The organism is Aeoliella fuhlenseeensis (assembly GCF_052161615.1).
In the GTDB taxonomy this organism is placed as follows: Bacteria; Planctomycetota; Planctomycetia; order Pirellulales; family Lacipirellulaceae; genus Aeoliella.
On sequence record NZ_CP197417.1, the window covers coordinates 55,247 to 77,096 of the forward strand.

The window sequence follows — 21,850 nt, forward strand, 5'->3', positions numbered from 1 at the left end:
TCAACCCTTACTTCACCTCCACTTCCACCGCTCACTTCGCCTTCCCTCGCCAATTCCGCGAGCGAACACTCTGCATCCCCGATCCCGTGCCGCTGCGCGGCTGAAACTTGTATTCGAGCCCCAACTCGCATGCGATTGCACGTCCAACACCCTCAGCATCTGATTCGACTTCCTCGTCAGTAAATCGAATCAACTTCCAACCCTGATCTATCAGCCAGGCCTGCCGAACTAAGTCGGCCTCGATCACAGAGTCGTGATACCCACCATCTATTTCGACGATTAGGCGATGGCTCACGCAAGCGAAGTCTGCAACATAGGGACCAATTGGATGTTGACGACGGAACTTGAGTCCGCAGAGTTGTTGAGCTCGCAGTACGCTCCAGAGTAGGCCTTCGGAGAGAGTTTCGGACTCGCGAAGTTCACGAGCACTCCGGGTTGGATCGTACATGGGTGCGAGCTCCTGTAAATGGAGAACGTGGCGTAGGATCGAAGTTTCCCTCCCCGGCCGTGTACCGTCCGACCCTCCCGGAGGGAGGGTGAAATGTTTATGGCAACAGTTCGTTCTCTTCGCACCCCAGCGCGCTCCGCACGTCTCCAAGCTTCTCCCTTAGCGTCGTCAATTGCCGTTCGAACGCCTTCTCGTCGGTCTCGACACGCTTGATGATCTTCTCGCCGCTGTTGACGATCGTTTGAGCGGACGTGCGAATGGCGTCGAGATTGGCGGCGCGCTTCTCGATCTCCAGAATCGCCCGATCGATGGCGTCGAAGTCCACCTTTTGTGCTTCGCTCTTGCCTGTCTTGCGCACCGATAGCGCGCGGGCAGTCACCAGTGCCGCCTTCAACCATAAATCAGTGGTTGGATCCTCGGGGTCCCAGATGCAGATGATGTCGCTACCGTAGTGCTGGAACGAGTCGAGCCCCGCGGGAGCGAGGCGTCGCGAGAAGACGAACAGACCGATCCCCGCGCTACGATTCTTACGAGCAAGTTCTAGCTCTTCCCGGGCGGCGGCGAGCGTGTAGCCCCCGTGCTGCTTGGCCTCGACCACGATCTTCTCGCCCGCCGCCATGCAGCTCGGACCGAGTTCGATCACGCAGTCGCCCTTCTTGCAATTCTTGATCAGGCCCGTTGTCGCACCAGTAGGCGTAACGATATCGCCAGCGTGGCAGGCTTGCGATGCCACGAACGCGTATACCGCGTCTTCGAACACCTCACCATGCCGAGTCGAGCGCTCCGCTTCTTTACGGACTGTCGAAATCTCGGCAAGCGTCACGCGAACTTGCTCACGGAATTCCGTGTTCTTCTTGTCGGCGTCGCCCAGGAGTTCGAACAACTCTTTCTTGAGCCGCGCGAGTGGCGAGCCATCGTCGTCGAGCGTCAGGTTCTTATGAATCGCTCCCTGCGTTTCGACGAGCATCCGGTTAAGTCGCGACAAGGCCGACATCTCGTTGTCGAGGCGGAACTCGTCGGTAATGGTCCGCTGCGCCTTGTCGACGTTCCGCACCAGCCGGCTTAGCGCCGAGGCGTCGTCGTCGAGCGAGAACTCCTTGACCACTTCGTCAATCTTCGCCTTCAGGTCCTTGGTCAAGTCGCCATGTTTGGTATTGAGTTCTGTCACCAGCCGGGCGAGGGCACCCTCGCGATTGTCGAGCGAGAACTCGCGGAGCACGTGCTCGCTCTGCTTGGTGAGTTGTCCTTCGACCGCGCTGCGTAGCGCCGACAGCAAACCCTCGGACTGCGCGGGGTCGAGCATCTTCATCAGCGGGCTCTCGCGGCCCACATGGGTGAGCAGCGTCCGGGCGAGGTGCGAATTCTCGCCGGCGATCTGCTGCTTCATCAAGTTCGCTAGCTCGCCATCTTCCTTCACCAGCCGACCCACGCGCTCGTTGAACCGTCCGTCGCTCGGGTCGAAGTACTCTTTGAGCGTGCGATTGAGCTGGTCGCCGGTCGATTGCGAGTACTTATCGAGGGTCTGCGAAAGCGTGCCGAGCAGTTGCGACGTCTCGCGCCGCAACAGGTCGGCATCGAGCCGAGTGTTGGCATGCCGCAGCGCCATCACGCCAATCCGCAGGGCGTCGAGCGCGAACGTGTCGCGCGTGCCGAGCTCTTCTTGTTCCAACAGCGCCTCGATCACTTCGCGATCGCGGACCATCAGCTCCAGCGGCAGCTCGCGCGGAATGTCGCCGTCGCGCAGACTCTTGGGCATGCGAAACAACAGCGGCTCTTGGGGCAAATCGACGGAAGGGCTGGCCACGTTAAGGTCTCCTGACGCGGGTGGTCGCGAGTGTACATGCGCAACTATCCCCCATTCGCCCGCGAATGGCAAGCGTCCCGCCGCGGAATTCGCCCAAGTTTATGGGGATTCCGGCGGATTGTCGCGGAAAAGTTTGCGGATCGGGCAGGGGCGGGGGATTGGGGCCGCGCCTTCTTGGTACTAGCTTCGCCGTTCATGTCATTCTGGCGCCACCCTGTCATCCTGAGGGAGCCTAAGCGACTGAAGGATCTCGCTTGCCATTAGGGCGAGGTGTTTATTTTCTCACGCAAAGACGCGAATGTCAGTGTCACTTCTCTGTAGCCGGACTCGCAAGAGTTCGGGCCGGCACTTCGTGATGCTTGAAATGACGTGGAAGTGGCATCCCAAGTAGTTCGCTCTCTCAAGGGCGAGATTCTTCAGTCGCTTAGGCTCCCTCAGAATGACATTGGTGGACCCTACTGGCTCACTTCTTTCACGCGCACCCAGTTCTCCCCCACGTCGCTCGTCGGTTGTTTCGCCACCAAGTGCCGGCGCGCCGAGATCGACGGGACATCGAGGCCGGCCATTGCGATGCTCACGGTTTGCTGCGTACCACCCCAGACTTGAGGTTGGTCGAACCACAGCACTTGCCGATCCCCCTTCGCCCAGCAGCGGACCTGAAGTCGTCCGACCGCCCAGTCGTCGGGCACACGAAACACGACCGACAATCCGTGCTGTCCTTCGAGTGTTGTTTGCGTCGAGGGTCGCAGTTGATAGAACACGCCACGCCCGTCGTTGATCGTACCGCTCACGACGACGGGTTGTTTGGGCGAGAGACGCGTGACGGTTTGCGTCTCGGCTGTCTTGTCTTTCATTCCCATCGAAAGGCTTGGAGTTACCTGCGCAGCGATGTCGCCAATCGGAATCGGCGATTGACCACCCAGGCTAGCATCGAACGTTTTGGCCTTCTCGTTGGTGGTGACGACTTGGATGTCGCTAGCAAGATCGCTACCCAGCGTGGTCTGCGGCGCGAAGTCATGCACCACGAGTCCCGTGGTGCCGGCATCGATTTCGACGACAATCTCCTTCACGCCGCGCACATCCCCTTTCAGTACGCGTGCGGAGACGGGGACCGTCACTTCCACCAAGCGAAAGGTCGGAGGCTCGGCGGTGCTAAGGACGTTATGCGCGACCAGCCGCTTGGGAACATCGAACTGTACCACCGGCGGTTCACCCGCCAGGGCTACCGTGGCACTGGCTAGCCACATGGATGAGAAGAGTGCGCCCGTAAGTCGCGCGCCGCGCATGCGTGTCATTGAAATGTCCTCCGTTACGAAAAGTGCATCCATTCGGTCGGGAGACTCTTTCCCCCATCGCCACTTGCCCCATCGGCAAAGGCAATGCCCCATTGCAACGAGCGCATCCAGCTCGCCCTGAGTCAATTACGCGCGAGGAGGCCAGAAGGTTCGCGCCTCGGCCGGTGCTAGCATCAGTTCCTCGGCTCGCTCGGCGATCTGTTCGCGAAAACCGGGGAGTAGCTCGGCGAAAGAGTCGGGCAGCCCCTCCAGCCCCACGCGGCTCATCACTTGGCCGAGGCGGAATACTAGCAGTCGGTCCTCGGCGTAGTCCTCCACGAAACGCAACTCAACGAACTTGCCAATGAACTCCGCAAGCCGCCCCGCCGAGTTGCCACTCATCGCTTCGACCTGCGACGCCACCCACTCGCCATCGACGCTCGCCATCACGTCGTAGTAGTTCCCCAGCCGCGAGCGCTCGTGCTTCGCGAGTTCGTCATCGAGCAGAAGCTCGACCACCACGTGCGCGAGAAAGCTCGCCCGCAGGTCGGTCCGCTCGTGACACTTGGCAACGATCGCGCGGCTGAACGTCATGTTGAGCTCGACGAACGCACGAGTCTCGTGGAACCAGCGATCGTCGTCGTGATGCTGCGCGATGCCCCGCGCGAGCGCGGCAAGCCGCGGATCGTCGTCATCCAGCTTCGGCTCGACGTGCCGCGTCCGACACTTGGTCCTCCGCGCCGCAACGCCCAGCCAATCCGGCACCGCCAGCCCCGCGAGCCAGTAGGCATCGCAGTCGTCGCGATCAATCCAACGATGGGCGTGGGCGAAGTAATTCACTTGTAAATAACCAATGACGAAGGCAGCAATGACCAATGGGTGTTTGTTAGACCAAATAGCCGACGACCTACGCGTCGTCAGACGGGGCTTTAGCATTATCGCCGCTCGCCACTCCACTTCCAGAATGGTATTCTGAACTTCGCAGCGATTCCCCTCCTGAGGCTCCACCCCATGCTAACACAATCCGACCTCGCGATCTCCAAGCTTGGCGAGCCGCGGCACGATTCGCCGCTGGTGTTCGACGACGTTCGTACACGGTTCCTCTCCGACTCGTCGCGAGTGCTGCATGAGATCGACTACTGCGACGGCGACGATATCGTTCCGCTGGGGTTCGAGCGCGCGGGGGCTCGCCGGCGGGTGTTCTTCGATGCGTCGAAAAGCAAGGCGGCCATCGTCACGTGCGGCGGACTCTGCCCGGGCCTCAACAACGTGGTCCGGAATCTGTACTACCACCTTCATAGCTGTTATGGCGTGCCTTCGATACTCGGCATTCGCTTTGGCTACTCGGGGCTGAATCCAAAGGAGGGTTTTCCGCCGATCGAGCTCACTCCCGAGTCGGTCGAGCACATTCATCATCAAGGCGGCACGATCCTTGGCACCTCGCGCGGGCCGCAGGAGCCGAAGGTGATGATCGACTTTCTGGTGGAGCAGGGGGTCAACATGCTGTTCTGCATCGGCGGCGACGGGACCCAGAAGGGTGCCCACGCCCTCGCCGAAGAAGTTCGGAAGCGTGGGCTTGAGATCGCCATCGTTGGCATCCCCAAGACCATCGACAACGACATCCAGTACTGTTACCGCTCGTTCGGTTTCGTCACCGCGGTCTCCGAAGCCGAGAAAGTCATTGACTGTGCGCACGTGGAAGCGAAGAGCGTTCCCGGTGGCATTGGCCTCGTGAAGCTGATGGGGCGCGAAGCGGGGTTCATCGCCGCTGCCGCCACCATCGCCAGCGGCGAAGTCAATTTCGCGCTGATTCCGGAAGTGCCGTTCGAACTGGAAGGAAAGCATGGTCTACTGGGAAAACTGGAGCGTCGACTAGCGGCACGGAATCACGCCGTGATCGTCGTCGCTGAGGGGGCGGGGCAGCATCTCTTGAATCGTCATGGCGAGGAGTTCGACAAGTCGGGCAATCGCAAGTTGAGTGACATCGGCATGTTTCTCAAGGAACAGATCACTCGCCACTTCGGAGCGAAGCACCAGCCGGCGAGCGTGAAGTACTTTGACCCCAGCTACAACATTCGCAGCGTCCCCGCCGACGCCGCTGACAGCTTGCTGTGCGAGCAACTCGCCCGAAATGCCGTTCATGCCGCCATGTGTGGCAAGACCGACATGTTCGTCGGCTCGTGGCACAATCACACGGTGCACGTCCCACTACCGATTAGCGTGGGGCAGATTAAACGGATCGACCCCGAGAGCGAAATGTGGACCACGGTCCTTGCCATCACTGGGCAGGATAAGTGGTGATCCTCCATTGAATATTGGGAGGGCTCTTACTTTCGATAGGCGTATTCCGTTGAGTTGATGAGCGACCACAGTAGGTCCTCGTACGTCTCGGTGCGATTGTCGACTGACTCTCCGTAAGCCTCCACTTCCGCCAGCTCTGCCTCCGTCGGTTCGCGGCAGAGCGTTCGGAGGAATAGCTCGGTGGTTAGCATTTCGTCGTCTTTTACCTCGGCAATCAGCTTACCGAGCGACGTCGGCCGGCGCTTCGAGCCGGCGGTGAGCGTGCGGTTGATTTGCGGCTGGTTCATCATCGCGAGCGCCTGAGGAATGCTTGCCGTGATCGTCTCCCGTGGTGCCGAGGGGTCGAAGCCGAACGCTGAGTTGAAACCATCGCGGGGCGAAGCCTGGGCGCCGTACATGCGCCCGCCCTGACCGCCCGAGACCATCGACCGAACCGTCGCCTCGTCGAGCTCCAGCGTCGTGAGCAAAGCGTTGAACAATTGATCGCCCCGCAGTGGCTGGGCGACGTTCGCCGTGAATGGCGTCGCGTCGGGCAGACGGCGAGGACGGGTCTCGCGTTGGTACGCCTGGGTATTAAGGATCACGCGCATTAGCCACTTAGGGTCGTAGCCACTCGCGGCGAACTCCTTCGACAGGAACTCAACCGCCCGCTTGCCATGCGGTGTGCGGTCGGGGCCCATGTCATCCACGGGCTCGTAAAAACCCTCGCCCACGAGCTCGGCCCACATGCGATTCACGTACGCCGTGGCGAACCACTCGTTCGAAGTCATCCACTCGGCAATCGCACCGCGGCGATCGGCGTCGGGCGTACCGAGCGAAACCTCGGCACCCGTCAGGAAGAACCGCGGCTCCATTCGCGTCCCCGCGGCCGCCGGATCGTTGAGGTCGGGCATGTAGTGCTCGGGCTTGCCGCGACGGTTGGCGTTGTCGTTCATGCCGCGTCGTCGCTCGCGGGCGTCATTGGCGATAACTTCGAAGCTCCGCTTAGTCGCCGTGTTGACCTGCCGCACGGCGGTGCGGGGGAAGAACGCGGCGAGTTCATGAAACTGCTCGCGCTTCCAGCGATCGTAGGGATGATCGTGACACTGAGCGCATTGAATCTGGATGCCAAGAAAAATCCGCGACATCTCGGCGGTGGTGTCCTCCGTGATACCGTCCTGCGCCATGACAATCGCAGTGGCTCCCTCATCGCGCACGTCGCCCCGCGCGGTGATGAACTGCGTGGCGACCTCGTCCCAACCGGTCCCTTTGTTGAGCTCGTCGGTTAGCAGCGTCACCAGGGCGTTCGACACCAGCACCGCACGATCTTCAATCCGCCGCGAGAGAATCACGTCGCGCCAGTAGCGGGCCCAGTTCTGTCCGTACTGGTCGCTCGCCAGGAGGTCGCGAATCACCCGGTCGCGTTTGTCGGGTGCGGGGTCGAGCAGGAACGCCGTGGTGTGCTCGGGCGAGGGAATGTCCCCCACCAAGTCGAGCCACACGCGGCGGAGGAACGTCGCGTCGTCGATCTGCGGGGCGAGCTCCGTTTGGTCGTCGAACAGCTCCTCGGCAATCAATCGATCGACCTGCCGAGCCACGCGGTCGATGCTCGGCTGGGCGAGCACGATGCTGGGCACCAGGCAAAGCGTGACGAGGAGGAGCGAGCGGACCATGGGAAACCCCAGGGAAGTGAAGCGGGACGCCTAGAATCTATCGTATCGAACCCCAAGCCCGCCTGCTGGGTTTCGAGGGGTGGATTTCGGTTGGCGAGTAATGTCGCAGTGCCGCGACAAAACGTTTGGCGTAAGTGATTGTGGGGTATGGAGTTGTGAAGTTGTCGCGTTCGGAAATCTCAATGGGTGCGACATTACTCCAGGTGACGAGGGCCTCGAAAGTGGTCGGGTTAAAGGTGACGGGTAACGTTTAAAATCAATGCGTAGTGTAACAGAACGTGCGTACACTGTCAAGGGTTGCGGCGGAAGATTTTACGAAGCCGTGATAGCTCACGGGCGTCAGGAAATTTATGCGTAGTTGCGTAGGTTTTCGCAGCACTTAGAATGCTTGCTTCCTGAAAAATAAAACTGTACCGAGTGTGGGAGTGGATCCGATGGCGAGTGAACCCGATTTGCGGTTTGATATCGATGCTCTGTTCGAACACATGATCGAGAATCTCGACCATGATCTGAGCGACGAGAAAGACTGGTGCTACTTGCTGCAATCGGCGGACTCCGCGAAGCTGCGAGAAGTGGCGGCTGAGATGGAGGGCGAGTTTGACATTCAGTTCGCCGAAGCGATGGAAACGACCGACGGCTCGAATGGCTCCCCGTCCCTTGCCGAGCTTACGCTCATCCAGCGAGCCGCCCTCACGGCCAGCGAAGTGAAGGCCACTGCCGAATCGGTGAAAGCGATTGCCATTGCGAAAGGCCTCCAGTACGAAGGGGTGAGTTGCTACGACCCCGTGGATGCGGAGGACTTGCTCGACTGGATGCCTCCGGAGGACGCGACCTGGCGACTGCGCGTCATGAGCGATAGTGGCCTGCCCCCCAATGCCGAGTTGCCGTGGACTTTCTTGGTGGTGATGCCGAGCGTCGAAGCTTTGCACCGCGTAACCGAGGCGCTCCAGGGAGAAGGTTACACCGACATCGACCTGTTCGACGAGCCCGACGAAAACGGCGTGTGCGGATTGTGCCTATTCATCGCGGGACGCAACGTCGAGTCGGCCCTAAGCGCCGAGATCGCCCGGATTGCTCACCACGCCGAAGCTTGTGGCGGCGAACTCCAAGGAGTGCAGTTCTACGACCGCGACGAGTTCGACGAAGTCTTCGGCGACGAAGCGCCTGATGAAGAGTGAATGGCGAAGAGTGAATGACAACGAGTGAATTGTGAGCGTAATACCCCGGCGTTGACCAATCGCGGTTCGCTATGTTTGCTCGCCTACTAGGCCCGGCATTTATGCCGGGTTATCATGCGCGGCCCTATTCTCTCCCTCCCCCAAGTCGTTGCGCAAGAAGCTCCGCGATCGTTGTTACCTGAATCGCAACGACGCCCGCGGGGGAGGGCCGGGGTGGGGGCTGACCGTTGAGTGCGCTGCCCAACTGGCGTAGCTCGGGCCCATGGCGGTCTCGGTCACGCTCCGGCCGAGGGAGAGTTATCCCCTTGACCGCTAATTCGTGTCGCCGATCTACCCCGGCGTAAACGCCGGGTCTAAAAGATGGGTGTTAACGGGTTTCAGCGATTCAGCGACTCGTCGCGTTTGCTCGCTACTAGGCCCGGCATTCATGCCGGGTAAGCGAGGTCGACCCTATTCTCCCCCTCCCCCAAGTCGTTGCGCGATGAGCGTCGCCATTGTTCTCCCGTGAATCGCAACGATGCCCGCGGGGGAGGCCGGGGTGGGGGCCGGCGGGGGAGCGAAATCTCTAACTGGCAGCGTCGATCGAACTCAAGTAAATTCAAAGTTATTAGAATCGAATCCAGAGTAAACGCAGGGCCCGTGTCTGGAACCAGGAAGAGCCGTTGACTGCACAAATCTCTGACAATTGGATAAACGACAGTGATTTAAACTTGGATCACTTACATCCTTATTTTGTGCGTAGCACGAGTGGCAGCTACGCATCCGATTCCGCATTGTTCCCCGTAGCGCCGGTTTTTCCCGCTACTAACAGAACGTGTTCCGCACTCTGGCGAGGGTATGTCGCTACTTTGCGGCTTCATTCCGATGGAAAACTAGAACTCGTGAAGTACGAGTTCCCGTTTGCTGAGCCTGAAGTGCCGCCACAGCTCTGCCACGCGAACTTCGAGGGGAACTTCGTCGTTGTTTTCAGACCGTTCTTTTTTGGTCCTAGCACGAAGATTCCCTTCATTGATGGGAAAGTGAATCGGAATCGCGAAGAGTGGGAAGTCGATGATCAAATCGTGCGAGGGTTGGTGACTTCTATCTGCTGTGACCGATTGACCGGGGAGCGGATGGGTCTGAATGTCGACTTAGGCTGTAGGGGGTTCGTCCCACTTTCATCGATTCCATTGCAGCATCAAGCCAATCTGGACAAGTTGGTTGGAGAGACTAGATCATTTGAAATGCACGAGGTGGGGAAAGAACACAGCTTCATCGTGCTACGCATGGTCGATGAGAGAGACGGATGAGATACCCCGGCGTAGCGTTTTAGTGGTCTCACGCAAAGACGCAGAGACGCGAAGTGTTCCCGAATATCCGCATGGGTGCCTGGGGACGAGTTCCGCGAGCCCCCAGCAAGCTAGTCAATAAATGGCGACTTGCAAGAACCCTCCGGTCGCGGCTTTGTATTGAAGATAGAGAACGTGGTGATTGCTGGAAGGTAGCCAACCCCTGCGGCTGGGCGTTAAACGAATGCTAACTTCACCGGCAACCGCTCCACCCGCCGAATATTGAAATTCGCCTGATGCACCAGCCTCTCGCCGGGTTTTAGGTCGAGCTCGACCTTGGTGGTGCGTTCTAGTAGCGCGGTGAAGGCGAGTCTCGCTTCGAGTCTTGCGAACTGTAGACCCACGCAAAAGTGGCGGCCGTGGCCGAAGGCGAGGTGGTGGTTGTTCGGGCGGGTGATGTCGAACGTGTCGGGGCTCGCGAACTTTTCGGGATCGCGGTTCGCGGCGGCGAGTACCGCCAGCACCAGGTCGCCGCGCTTCACTTGCTGGCCACCGATCTCGATGTCGTCCGTCGCTAGGCGGCCGAGGTACTGCAGGGGGCTGTCGTACCGCAGGAACTCTTCGATGGCACTGGGGATGAGCGAGGGATCGTCACGCAAGCGTTGCATTTGCTCGGGATGCGCGAGCAGCGTGACGAGGCCGCCGGTCAGCAGGCAGGTGGTGGTTTCGTTGCCCGCGGCGAGCAGCAGGAACACGTTGGCCAGCAGTTCGTCGGTAGTGAGTCGCTCGCCACTTTGTTCAATAGCGACCATCGCGCTCAGCAAGTTCTCTTCGGGTGACGTACGTAGCTTGGCGATGCGCGTTTCGAGGTACTCGCGGAACTCGGCGATGCTCACGAGCGCCTTGTCCAACTGCGCCTCGCTCATCTGCGTGTAGAAGTTGAGCGCGACCAGCGCGAAGTCGTCGCACCACCCGCGAACCCGCACCATGTCCTCCGCCGGCACGCCCACCAGTTCCATGATCGTCAGCAGCGGCAGCGGCGCGGCGAAGTCGCGGACGAACTCGCACTCGCCCGATTTCTGAATGTTATCGAGCAGCGTGTCAACGCGTTTTTGAACGCGTGGCTCCCAAGCCTCGACCACCACATGGACGAACGCCTTGTTCACACTCGACCGCAGTCGAGTGTGATGGGGCTCATCCATCTCCGACATCTTGTGCGACATCACTTCGAGCAGCGGTGCGTAACGCTCGGTGCGAAACAGAGGATTCGCCGCGGCGATGCGATTGGACGAGAACCGCGCATCCCCCAGCACCAACTCGACATCCGCGTACCGAGTGACGACCCAAGCCCGCAGCGAATCGTCCCAAAACACGGGCGAGCTCGTCTGCCACTCGCGGTAGGTGGTGTAAGGATCTTCGTGCATCTCGGGCGAGAGCAGATGCCGACCGGCGGTGAGCGTGGGGTTGGTGGAGAGCATGGCGTTGTGAATGACGAATGACGAGGTACCCAATGACCGATGAGAGAATTGTCGCTGGGCGGGAACGTGGCGCGAAGCCATAGCCCCGGCATTTATGCCGGGGGCAGAGCGCTAGCTCTGGTGTCTCCCTCCCCCAAGTCGTTGCGCGAGAAGCTTGGTGATTGTTTTACGTGAATCGCAACGGCGTATTCGGGGGAGGGCCGGGGTGGGGGTCGGCGGGGGAGTTTGCTGTCCACTGGCGAATCGCGGGCCGATGGCGGTCTCGGCGGCGCTCCGGTTGATGGCGAGGGTATCCCTCGACCGCCAGTGCGCTGGGGGCGTGTTACCCCGGCGTAAACGCCGGGTCTAAGTTGCGTAGGATGGGTGCTTGCACCCCCGATTGACACGGAAGTGACGGGTGCAAGCACCCATCCTACTGCACAAAATGTCATTGGACCAACGGAGGGGATCGAATACGCGTAACAAAGTTTATTGACCGCGCGGGCTATAAGACATGCAAATCCTCCAGATGCACCTCCCAGCAATCATCGTCCCGGATGATAGTCACTTCCAGCGTCAGATCGGATCGACCTTCCTCTTGTGACCAAAGCTGCGCCCGCACTGACCACGTGGGTTGAATCGCATTTCTCACAGCGACCGCATCCAGTCGAGTGTAGGCGGTTGGCGGCGGTTCGATGAATTTGCGTCCATAGTTTTCGATGACTTGGCGAAGTGCATCACTTGTCAAACGCGACGCAGAACAACGGTTAAGCACAGCTTCGTAGTCGCCAACTGCCAGCGCGGTAATTAGAGTTCGGACCACAGTTTGGAGTGATGGTATTGACATGTCAGTAATGTAGGATGGGTGCTTGCACCCATGGTTGATAGGCAAGTAAAGCGTGCACTCACTCATCCTACGGTTCGTCGGGTTCGGAATTCTTACGCCAGGTTTGGATTTCCCGCCAAGAGTCAGCAAGTTCTTTCTGGTCGTAGATCCACTCCTCATCTACGTAGCGAATGGAATGATCACGGTGCTCTCGAAGGAAGTTACGGACCTTAGGCAGTACGCATTCGCGAAGCCAAGCCGATTTTAGTGAATCGTCCACGTTCCAGTAGCCTGGCGTCGCGAGTACTCGATCGATATTCACCGGCTCCCCTTGAAGGACGACTCCGGGCTTCTCAAGCTCCCAGTAGGCCCATCGATAGCCTGCGTCGAGGTAGCGATGGCACTGGGGGCAGGCGAAGTAGACGCAATTCATGATTTCGAACTACAAACAACTGGTGCAAATCGTGTGTTAGCGACCAAGTTCATCGTTTAAGCATTTCCCGCACCACCAAGCACAGAATCCCGATCACCAACGAGCCGAACGATACTGTGTTGCCAATCCATCGCACCTCAGGAACGTACGAGGCTGCCCCCGCAACGAGCCACAACAACAATCCAACGATGCCAGCGATCAGCAAGGAGGAACGCAGCTGGGGGCGAGGTGGTAGGTGCGGCAAATCAGCGCTGGGCGATTCGTAGGGGTTCATGGGTGTCCGAAGTTGTGTCTTCGCTCTATTCAACTGTAGCCGGCGCCTGCGGCTGGGCGTTAAACGATTTGTTAGTGGTTACAAACCATCACCCGCCAGCCCCCACCCCGACCCTCCCCCGAGACGTCGTTACTAGTCATCGTCCCCAAACTCATCTTCATGCACGCGGTACAAGAACTCACCAACTGTGGATGTATTGGCGAATCGAGGGATGTGCGATGTTTCCAGTTGGACGACGCGTGGTATGGGTAGATCAATTGCAAACAGTGCGGGCAACGTGTCTATCTCTGACGTGAAATGACTGCATGCAATCAAATCCAGTAAATCGAACGCACATAAATATTCATGGGACTCAACGGGCGAAGTATGTAGAACGTCAATAAGGAATTGAAACCGCTGTCCAAAGGTATCAGCAAAGTGCAGACCGAGAGTATTTGCGTACGAGGGAGAGTACTTTGGCACGCGAATGCTTCGCGAGAGGTCCCGCACCCGTCCAAGAGCTAGCCATACGGGTAGGCAGTTTGCCCACGCGTCATCAATCGATCCTTTCAACTGGTCGCTGATTCGTTGCGACTCGTTTTCCAGATGTCGTTTCCATTCGTCAAAGTTGGCAACACCTGCTAGACTTGCCAACCGTTCAATATCCGTCGGCTCGATAGGGTGGTACATGGGTAGTGTTGAGCCTCGTAAAACGAACAGTGCATCGATAGCAGGCACCCTGTGCGAGAATTGTCGGCGTTGGCTTCTCTGTCCAACAGAGCCGCGGTACCGCAGGTTTACTTCTTCCCAAAAATCAGCTTGCCTATTCCCATTCCAATCGCACCGCCCACGCCTCCGCCTATTGCACCACCAATGGCTCCACCGGGGACGACTCCGGTTGCTGCATTCAAGAACATCATGATGGCCACCCCAACCCCCATTCCAACCATAGCGGAAGCCTGAAGCGCGCCGGCCGTCTTTACTTCGCCTTCGTTGGCAAGGGGCTTACCCATGTGATCGTAGATGCCGGCGTGGACTTGCTGGCCGTTTTCATGAATCTGAACGTAATACGCGACAGCCGACGTCAACTTGCTGATAACCTTCGATTCAATCGCGTACGTTCGGGTGCCGGCGTTGAAGGTTTCGGCACGCCCTTGGTTAAGCTTGCCTTCAAAGGCCAATTTGCCATTCACCGATACGCGATCTTTGCCCGAGACAAATGCCTTATCGATCTTTATCGAGTCTCCGTCCGCGACGATGGTGGTTGCCATTGCTTCAGCCTCGTTCAGGGTAAATGTTTCTGCTTAGATTGTTGACCACTACGTAGGGCTAGCCCCCACCCCGACCCTCCCCCGAGACGTCGTTGCGGTCGAGGGCTAGGTGATCGCAGCGGTTCTCGCGTAACGACTTGGGGGAAGGAGTAAAAGGCATCACCCGCCCACTCGTCGTATCGGCCCCACGCTGTAACCTGGGTGCGCGGCCATCGCTTGCATCGCGGCGCTGCGGCTGTCGCGGGCGAAGAAGGAGAGCCACAGCGGGGGGCCGGGATTGCCGGGTTCTGGGATTAACGTGACTTCCCAGACGCTGGTTACGCCGGCGGCGACGGCGGTGAAGCCGAGTTGCAGTTGGGCGATGCGGCGCTGCTGGGCGGCGTCTTGTTGCTGTTGGTGGTAGGCGGCTTCGGTTTGCAGGCGGAGCTCCTGCTGCTCGCGCGCGGCGGCGTCTTTCTGCTCGTACGCCGAGAGCCACTGCTCCCAGCCAGGACGCAGGATGGTGAGGTCCTTGTCGCTGAACAGGAAGAAGGGGATCGCGTACTCGTCGCCATCCTCGAGTTCCATCACCACGCCATCCACGGTGAACGACTCGGGTCCGCCGCGCCGCGACGACAGCCACTGCACGAGCGTGCGTTCGTCGGTCACTTGATTGCCTGCGTGGGCGACGATCAGCGGGATGATATTTTGGTAGAAGCCGGGGAGGTTCGTGAGCACGCGGTCGTTGACGTAGATTCGGCCTCGCGAGCGGCGGAGCACGATTTGCTTACGCCCGTAGTTGACGACCTTGCCGACGATCTCCGTGCCGTTCTTGAGCGACCACTTCTGCATGCCACCGGTGGCCGTGGTCGCGGCTTTGGTGGCCTCTTGCGATTCGAGGTACTTCTGATCGGCCTCGGAGAGTTGATCGATGGCGATGCTGCCGAGGCCTTTGTCGGACTCGCGCTCCAGCACGACATGCGAGTTATTCTGCGCCACCAGCGCGGCCTTGAGCGTGTACTTGCCCGAGGTGTCGGTCCAAGTGCGATAGTCAGCCGCCGAGGCGGTAGCAAGGGTGGTGAGGACAATCAGCGTGGCGAAGAGTGTAGTGAGGCGATTCATGGTAAATCATTGGCAGTGGAGGTGGGTGCGAACGGACTCCATTGTCGCGCGGGGCGGGGGAGAATGCAAATTCTGTGAACGGTGGAGTACAAATAGCCCCGACCAAGCTTGGTCGGGGCTAGGGGGAGTGTGAGGTTGGGAACGAGAAGACTTGGGGGAGGGGACAAAAAAACCATCGGGCTCGGAGAGCCCTCCCACAGCTTTTCCGCCGGGAGCGCGCAAAAAAAGAAACGGCCGAACTCTTGTTCGGCCGTTTCGAGTGGTTTTCGAGTTGCTCGCCAGCGATTAACGCTTCGAGACCCTTTACCGCTTGGAAAATTGGGTACCGCGGCGGGCACCGTGCAGACCGGGCTTCTTGCGTTCCTTCATACGCGAGTCGCGGGTCAGGTATTCCTTTTCGCGGAGGCGATCGTGCAGGTCGCTGTCGTACTTGACCAGGGCGCGACCGATGCCTTGCATGCAAGCACCCGCTTGGCCGGTGTTGCCACCGCCGTGGACGCGGATGATCACGTCGACGCTGTCGCGGAGTTCGCAGTGCTCAAGAGGCGAGGTCACGGCGTTACGGTCTTGGGGGATGGGGAAGTACTCTTCCAGTTCCCGCTTGTTGATCGTGATCTTGCCGCTACCGGGACGAATGCGAACACGTGCGACCGAGGTCTTGCGGCGACCGGTGCCGAGGGCGTCGATGACTTTGGCTTCTGGCATAATGAGTGGGAGTGGGGGCTAGGATCTGGGGGCTGGGGAAAAGCAATCGCTGTGCGACGCTTTCCTTACTTGACGGCCAGTTCGACCTTTTCGGGGTTCTGGGCCTGATGCGGATGCTCGCCGCCGGTGTAGATCTTCAGCTTGTCGAGCATATGGGCGGCCAGCTTGTTCTTGGGGAGCATGCGACGCACGGCCTCGCGAAGAACGCGTTCGGGGTGCTGGTCGATTTGCTGACCCGCGGTGATCGACCGCTGGCGGGTGTAGCCGGTGTACCAGGTGTACTTCTTCTGGGCCCACTTTTTGCCGGTGAAGTGCACCTTCTCGGCGTTGACCACGACGACGAAGTCGCCGGTGTCGATGTGCGGGGTGTAAGTGGGGCGGTGCTTGCCCATCAGGCGTACGGCAATGTCGCTTGCCAAGCGTCCCACCACCTTATCGGTAGCGTCCACCAGCAGCCACTTCTGCTCGACGTTGGCCGGCTTGGCCATGTAGGTCTTCATCGTTCGGTCACTCGGTACAATCGCGGGATATCGTGTCCGCCCCCAACTACATAGCCTGGGGGCGAGATTTGGGCGAAGTCCCGAAGAATACCAAGATCCCCTTAAACCAGCAAGGGGCCTCGTGGGACGATTTAAGCCCTGGGCGAGTGGGGTAAAACAGCGAATTTCCGGGGTTTTCGGGTTGTTCCGGCGGACGCTTGGCGTTTTCGCGTGCAGGGCAGGGCAGGGGCGGGAACATCGAAGTTCGGGAGGGCCCCGTGTCGCTGCCCAGGGCGTGCCCCCTCACCCTAACCCTCTCCCCCAGTTCGTTCGCTTGGAATGTGCGAAAGGAGGTGCAACACGCCCCGCGCGAACGAACTGCGGGAGAGGGGACACGCGCTCCGCGTCTACGGATTGTTCCTCCCCACAAACCATGAGGGACTTCTCCCGCCCCCCAGCTATACTGGACTCACACTTTTCGCAGGCACGGGAACTGAAGTTGGGAGACGAGGGGATGCGGCAGCTACGTTGGATGCGGTGCGCGTGCGTAATGTTGTTGGTGGTCTGCTGTGCGGAGCTGCGGGCCGCGGATTACTTTCTGACGATCGGCGGGGGCATTGGTGCCCAGAGTACGCAGATCTCGCTGGAGCGGAACGTTCTGTTTCAGCAGCGGCTCTTGGCCGAGCAGCGGACCGACGCGCCCGAGCAGATCGTGCTGTTCGCCGATGGCGACGATCCCGCGCCCGACGTGCAGCTTCGCGATCCCGACTTCAAGAAGAACTGCCCTCCCGCGCGGCAGCTATTGGCTGAGCTCGTGGGCGACGCAGGTGACATGGACTTGGTGTACCGCAACAACGAGATCGAGAAGCTCGATGGGCCTTCGTCGGTCGAGCAACTGAAAACACAGTTGCGGAAGCTGGGTGAGAAGCTCAAGGCGGGCGACCGACTGATCATTTATGCCACGGGGCATGGTGGTCCTGCGGAGCAAGAGCACGACTACTACGACTACGACAGTGCCGCCGAGTGGCGGGAGGCGCAGGAAGCCGAATACAACAAGTACGACACCACGTTCTGCTTCTATGATGGCGAGACGGTCAAGGCGAGTGAGTTTTCGAAGTGGCTCGACCGCATTCCTAGCGACGTGCACGTGACGATGGTGATGGTGCAGTGCTACGCCGGCGGGTTCTCGCACACGCTGTTTCACGGTGCGGACGCCGATCTGGGTCTTTCGAACCATCAGCGCTGTGGGTTCTACGCTCAGGTGCACGATCGCGGGGCGGCCGGTTGCACGCCCAATGCGAATGAGTCGGAGTACGAAGAGTACAGCAGCTACTTCTGGGGCGCTCTCGCCGGGCACTCGCGTACGGGCGACAAAACGATTGCGGCCGACTACGACGGCGACGGACGTGTGAGTTTCGCCGAGGCCCACGCTTACGCGGTGATCGAGAGCAACACGATCGACATCCCGATCCGCACGTCGGACGCGTTCCTGCGGAAGTACAGCAACCTGGGGAAAGCAAGCGAGAACGCGGAAGGAAGCGAGAACCCGATTGGTTCGTTATTTGGACTACTCGGTTCGAAGAAGCCGGCGGAGGAAGACGCAACGCCGATGGAGCTGAGCGGCAAGATCTCGGACATCGCCGAGCTCGCCCGCCCCGATCGCAAGGCCGTGGTGGAAAAGCTCGTTGAGCAACTGGAGCTCGGCGAGAACGCGACTATCGAGAGCCTGAAGTTGTCGATCAAGGCAGCCGAGGCTGAGGCCAACGTGGCCCGCGTTCGTCATGCCACGGCTTACGAGCGTTACTCGCAGATGCGGCAACGGATGAACGAAGAGCTACTGGAAACGTGGCCCGAGCTCAACACGTCCTACTCGCCACTCGGAATGGCGCTCGCCAACGAACGGGCCGACGAATTCATGGCGAAGGTCGAGAGTTTCGCCTCGTACGATGCCCTGTGCAAAGCTCGCGAGGGACGTAGCGAGCACGAAGAGAAGTCGAACGAACTGACCCACCGCGAAGCCAAGCTACAACGGCTTATGCACACCTGCGAAAGCATCGTGCTCGCCGCGAACCTTCCTAAGTTGATGCCACAGGAGCTGGTGGATCGGTACGAGGGTTTGGTGAAGTTGGAAGAAGAAGGGCTCAAGTGATGGGTTTGCTCTTGTGTCCTTCCGAAGGGTGGAGGGCGAGCGGGGCCCGTTAGGGCCGTGGTGGTTGGTCACTCGATGGCGGCCAGAACACGGCCGGCGGCGGCCATGCTACGGATGCCCAGCCCTTAGTCGTTGCTGTCCGCTTCCTCGTTATCTTCGTCGACACCCATGTGCTCGAAGATCATCACGTTTGTGGCGAGGTCGCCCACGAGTCGGCCTTCGAGGTCGTCCTGTTCGCGGTGGCGATGAATGCGCTTCGCGCGGGTGCCTTCGGGTAGTTTGCCGAGGTGGCAGACCGATTCGCCGGGACTGACGGCGGGGAGGGTGGTCATGCCGATCACCACGGCGTCGAACGGCGCGGTCAGCAGGCTCTGCTCGTGGCCCAACAGGTTGGTGTTGGTTGCCAGCGGTTGATCCTGTTCGACCATCTCGCCGGGCTGGACGTGGAACTGCAAGAAGCCGCCCCGCTCGGCACGGACCCACTTCGTGGTTTCGATGACCACTTGGTAGTCGGGCCGCTCGGGCTCGGCGTCGAGCATATCGAGTTCGATCAGCACATTGCGAACACCACGCACGGCGGTCTCGACGATCGTCGATTCGACTTTGCAGACCTCGCCCCCTTCGAGGATGATGCTCGGCCGGCCGGCGGCGCACGCCTCGCGGCGGAACGCGCCGGCGGGGCCTTTGCCGTTGACGATAAAGTCGCAGCCAAACGCCTCGGCGATGCGGCGGACTTCGGGGATCTCGAGGTCGCCGCGGACGTTGGGGTAGTTGGTTCTACGCGCTGCCGCGGTGTGGAAGTCGATGCCGTAGTCGCCGCGAGCGACGATCTCGTCGAAGATCGTCCGGGCCATGCGACTCGCGAGACTTCCGCCCAGCGAACCGGGAAACGAACGATTGAGGTCCCGGCGGTCGGGCAGGTATCGCGAGTGGCGATCAAACGCCAGCAAATTAAGCACCGGCACGAGCACGATCGCACCGCGCGTGAGCTCCAGAGTTTGATCCTGAATCAATTGACGGATTGCACCCGTGCCGTTGATTTCGTCGCCATGCAGCGCAGCGGTGACGAACACCGTCGGCCCCGGATGGTGGCTGCGGCGGACGTGGATCGGAATCCGCACCGTCATGCCGCTGTAGCTTTCGGAGATGGCGAGCTTGATGTCGCGCGCCTCGCCCGGTGCAATGTGCTGACCATTCCAATCGCCTACGGATTTCGGCTCGATTGGGAGTTTCATACCCCAGTCCCTTGGTGAAGTTCATCCTGTGGTGGCAAATCTTTGACTTTGGGTCGTCGTCGTCGTCGTGTCTTTTCGGGGATCATGTCGCGCATGCGGTCGAGTTTGCCGAAGCACAGCAATCGATCGCCCGCTTCGAGCTGGCGGTCGGAGCGGGGGTTCGGAATGACCGTCGTACCGCGATAGAGCGTCAGAGCGTTGATGTCCTTCTCGCGAAGCCCTGACTCGGAAACTGTCTTGCCGATGTACTCGGAGCCCTCGGGGATGTGAATCTCCGTGACGCCATAGCCCGTGCTGACGGTGAGGCGTTGGCGGATATCGATCTCGGGGAAGTCGACCTGGGCGGCGATGTAGTCGATGATCGCGCCGGCGATATCGAGCTGCGTGCAGGTCTCAATTCCTTCGAGGCCCGGCGACGAGTTCACCTCCATCACCTGCGGGCCTTCGTTGCTCTCGAGCATGTCGACACCCGCAATGCGAAGGCCCATGATCTGGGCCGAGCGAACCGCGGTGGCGGCGTACTCTTCATTGAGCTCGATGGCTTCGGTCCGGCCGCCACGGTGGACGTTGCTGCGGAACTCTTGTCCCTGCGCAACGCGGCGCATCGCGGCCACCACACGGTCGCCGACCACAAAAGCCCGCACGTCCTTGCCTTTGCTCTCGGCGACGAACTTCTGCACCAGAACGCTTTGCCGCGCGGACTGCAGCGTCTCGATGATCGCCTCGGCGACCTTCACCGAGTCGGCGAGAATCACGCCCACGCCCTGCGTGCCTTCGAGCAGCTTGATGATGACCGGCGCGCCGCCAACGCGCTCGATGGCCGGGAGCACGTCCTTCTTGTCGCGAACGAACGTGGTGGGGGGGATGCCAATTTGGTGCTTGCTGAGGATTTGCAGGGCGCGGAGTTTGTCGCGCGAGTTGGCGATGCCCGCCGACGAGTTTGCGGCGAACACGTCCATCTGTTCGAACTGCCGGACCACAGCCGTACCGAAGTAGGTGATCGATGCACCAATTCTCGGAAGCACCGCGTCGTAGTGGCTAAGGTGCCTTTGCCGGTAGTAGAGGTCGGGTGCGCCTTCCTCGAGGTCGATGGCAAACTTTAACGTGTCGAGGTTGGTCGCGCGGTGACCTCGCTCCACCGCCGCCTGACGGAGGCGGCGGGTGCTGTAGCATCTAGCATTGCGGGACAGGATAGCCAGTTTCATTCGTTCTTCTCTCTCCGGGAGTCGCTCTCGAGCGGTGCCTTCTTCTTGCGCTTCTTTATCGTCCGGACTTTTGCTTTTCGTTGGTCGGCATTGGGCTGCCCTCCGTAATAGGATTTAAGGGCATCCACTAACATTCGGCCCCGCACGGCCTCGCGACCCAGCAGCATGCGGAAACCCATGGCATCGCGGTTGGCGAGCGTCAGTTCGATAGGCCACGATTGCCCCAGGGCTTCGACCATCGTCACGATCACCGGCCTGCGATGGGCATGGCCGCTCGAGCTGCGGACTTTGCGAAACTCGAGCACGGGTGCCTCGACCACAATGGTCTCTCGCTTGCTTCGCTGGATGGGATGCACTTCGAAGCGGACATACGACTGGCCATCGCGCTCGAACACCTTCACGTCGTAGGCGTGCAGGCTGCTCGACCGAGCGCCTGTATCGATCTTGGCCTTGATCTTCGGTACGCCGAGCGCGGGGAGCGATACCCACTCGCGCCAGCCAATGATCGGAAGTGCTTTGGGGTTGTGCTTGCTCACGCGCCCTGTGCCGTATGGGTTCGATGAAAGGCCTGCCACGATGCGAGAATTATCGCGGAAAAGAGCCCCCCGCGTCGAGCCCCACTGTGCGGCCATGCCCAATGTTGAAATGCCGGATGACCAAGGGATGGTGTCGCACAGCTGTGGGAGGGCTCTCCGAGCCCGATGGAGCGGAGAATTTCTCTCCATGTCTCAAGCACCGCGGATGGGATACCTCGGTCCGACGAGGCGTAGCTCGTCGGCTGTTAGGATCGTCACCCTGAGTAAGCGACCCA

Annotated in this window: 21 protein-coding genes; 4 read left to right on the top strand and 17 right to left on the bottom strand. The window is 60.1% G+C overall.

Features of this window, described 5'->3' with window-relative positions; translation table 11 throughout:
- Window positions 1-31: 31 nt before the first annotated feature.
- From SH292x_RS00220 to SH292x_RS00235, 4 genes are all read right to left on the bottom strand, one after another.
- Window positions 32-448, bottom strand: a complete 417-nt coding sequence (locus SH292x_RS00220; protein ID WP_442483552.1) for an endonuclease domain-containing protein — start codon at window positions 446-448, stop codon at window positions 32-34.
- Between the two features lie 97 nt (window positions 449-545).
- Window positions 546-2,252, bottom strand: a complete 1,707-nt coding sequence (locus SH292x_RS00225) for a hypothetical protein (RefSeq protein WP_442483553.1) — start codon at window positions 2,250-2,252, stop codon at window positions 546-548.
- A 455-nt stretch (window positions 2,253-2,707) separates the two neighbouring features.
- Window positions 2,708-3,547 carry a hypothetical protein gene (locus tag SH292x_RS00230; protein ID WP_442483554.1) on the bottom strand — a complete coding sequence of 280 codons (840 nt, stop codon included), beginning with the start codon at window positions 3,545-3,547 and terminating at the stop codon, window positions 2,708-2,710.
- Between the two features lie 126 nt (window positions 3,548-3,673).
- Entirely contained in the window at window positions 3,674-4,402 is a 729-nt protein-coding gene (locus SH292x_RS00235; protein WP_442483555.1) for a hypothetical protein, read from the bottom strand.
- Window positions 4,403-4,537: 135 nt separating this feature from the next.
- Here SH292x_RS00235 and SH292x_RS00240 point away from each other — a divergent pair, with 135 nt between their 5' ends.
- A complete protein-coding gene (locus SH292x_RS00240; RefSeq protein ID WP_442483556.1) occupies window positions 4,538-5,827 on the top strand; it encodes an ATP-dependent 6-phosphofructokinase in 1,290 nt (429 codons plus the stop codon).
- Between the two features lie 26 nt (window positions 5,828-5,853).
- Here SH292x_RS00240 and SH292x_RS00245 read toward each other — a convergent pair whose 3' ends face one another.
- Window positions 5,854-7,479 carry a DUF1549 domain-containing protein gene (locus SH292x_RS00245; RefSeq protein WP_442483557.1) on the bottom strand — a complete coding sequence of 542 codons (1,626 nt, stop codon included), beginning with the start codon at window positions 7,477-7,479 and terminating at the stop codon, window positions 5,854-5,856.
- 434 nt (window positions 7,480-7,913) lie between these two features.
- Between SH292x_RS00245 and SH292x_RS00250 the strand changes: the two genes are divergently transcribed.
- Both SH292x_RS00250 and SH292x_RS00255 read left to right on the top strand, forming a co-directional pair.
- Entirely contained in the window at window positions 7,914-8,657 is a 744-nt protein-coding gene (locus SH292x_RS00250; protein WP_442483558.1) for a hypothetical protein, read from the top strand.
- 881 nt (window positions 8,658-9,538) lie between these two features.
- Window positions 9,539-9,946: a hypothetical protein gene (locus SH292x_RS00255; protein ID WP_442483559.1), complete on the top strand. Its 408-nt coding sequence runs from the start codon at window positions 9,539-9,541 to the stop codon at window positions 9,944-9,946.
- Between the two features lie 215 nt (window positions 9,947-10,161).
- On the opposite strand, the gene SH292x_RS00260 is transcribed toward SH292x_RS00255, so the two are convergent.
- From SH292x_RS00260 to rplM, 9 genes are all read right to left on the bottom strand, one after another.
- Complete coding sequence (locus SH292x_RS00260) at window positions 10,162-11,403, bottom strand: cytochrome P450 (protein WP_442483560.1); 1,242 nt, start codon at window positions 11,401-11,403, stop codon at window positions 10,162-10,164.
- Window positions 11,404-11,887: 484 nt separating this feature from the next.
- Window positions 11,888-12,388 carry a DUF7668 domain-containing protein gene (locus SH292x_RS00265; protein ID WP_442483561.1) on the bottom strand — a complete coding sequence of 167 codons (501 nt, stop codon included), beginning with the start codon at window positions 12,386-12,388 and terminating at the stop codon, window positions 11,888-11,890.
- On the bottom strand, window positions 12,297-12,641 hold the full coding sequence (locus tag SH292x_RS00270) for a hypothetical protein (RefSeq protein WP_442483562.1): 345 nt from the start codon (window positions 12,639-12,641) through the stop codon (window positions 12,297-12,299). Before SH292x_RS00270 ends, SH292x_RS00265 begins: the two co-directional genes overlap by 92 nt.
- 49 nt (window positions 12,642-12,690) lie before the next feature.
- Entirely contained in the window at window positions 12,691-12,915 is a 225-nt protein-coding gene (locus SH292x_RS00275; RefSeq protein WP_442483563.1) for a hypothetical protein, read from the bottom strand.
- A gap of 132 nt (window positions 12,916-13,047) precedes the next feature.
- The gene (locus SH292x_RS00280; protein ID WP_442483564.1) at window positions 13,048-13,584 is read right to left on the bottom strand and encodes a hypothetical protein; all 537 of its coding nucleotides are present in this window, start codon (window positions 13,582-13,584) and stop codon (window positions 13,048-13,050) included.
- A gap of 107 nt (window positions 13,585-13,691) precedes the next feature.
- On the bottom strand, window positions 13,692-14,165 hold the full coding sequence (locus tag SH292x_RS00285) for a hypothetical protein (RefSeq protein ID WP_442483565.1): 474 nt from the start codon (window positions 14,163-14,165) through the stop codon (window positions 13,692-13,694).
- Between the two features lie 159 nt (window positions 14,166-14,324).
- Window positions 14,325-15,266 (bottom strand): SHD1 domain-containing protein, encoded by a 942-nt coding sequence (locus SH292x_RS00290; protein WP_442483566.1) that lies wholly within the window; start codon window positions 15,264-15,266, stop codon window positions 14,325-14,327.
- 303 nt (window positions 15,267-15,569) lie between these two features.
- A complete protein-coding gene (gene rpsI, locus SH292x_RS00295; RefSeq protein ID WP_442483567.1) occupies window positions 15,570-15,971 on the bottom strand; it encodes a 30S ribosomal protein S9 in 402 nt (133 codons plus the stop codon).
- 65 nt (window positions 15,972-16,036) lie between these two features.
- The gene (rplM, locus tag SH292x_RS00300; protein ID WP_442483568.1) at window positions 16,037-16,471 is read right to left on the bottom strand and encodes a 50S ribosomal protein L13; all 435 of its coding nucleotides are present in this window, start codon (window positions 16,469-16,471) and stop codon (window positions 16,037-16,039) included.
- Window positions 16,472-16,964: 493 nt separating this feature from the next.
- On the opposite strand from rplM, the gene SH292x_RS00305 reads away from it, so the two are divergent.
- The gene (locus tag SH292x_RS00305; protein ID WP_442483569.1) at window positions 16,965-18,599 is read left to right on the top strand and encodes a hypothetical protein; all 1,635 of its coding nucleotides are present in this window, start codon (window positions 16,965-16,967) and stop codon (window positions 18,597-18,599) included.
- A gap of 125 nt (window positions 18,600-18,724) precedes the next feature.
- On the opposite strand, the gene SH292x_RS00310 is transcribed toward SH292x_RS00305, so the two are convergent.
- Genes SH292x_RS00310 through SH292x_RS00320 form a run of 3 tightly spaced genes read right to left on the bottom strand, consistent with a single transcriptional unit; the run spans window position 18,725 to window position 21,575 of the window.
- Window positions 18,725-19,834 (bottom strand): succinylglutamate desuccinylase/aspartoacylase family protein, encoded by a 1,110-nt coding sequence (locus SH292x_RS00310; RefSeq protein WP_442483570.1) that lies wholly within the window; start codon window positions 19,832-19,834, stop codon window positions 18,725-18,727.
- On the bottom strand, window positions 19,831-21,039 hold the full coding sequence (locus tag SH292x_RS00315) for a RimK family alpha-L-glutamate ligase (RefSeq protein ID WP_442483571.1): 1,209 nt from the start codon (window positions 21,037-21,039) through the stop codon (window positions 19,831-19,833). The genes SH292x_RS00310 and SH292x_RS00315 overlap by 4 nt, the downstream gene beginning before the upstream one ends.
- Entirely contained in the window at window positions 21,036-21,575 is a 540-nt protein-coding gene (locus SH292x_RS00320; protein WP_442483572.1) for an ATP-dependent zinc protease family protein, read from the bottom strand. Before SH292x_RS00320 ends, SH292x_RS00315 begins: the two co-directional genes overlap by 4 nt.
- Between the last annotated feature and the right edge of the window lie 275 nt (window positions 21,576-21,850).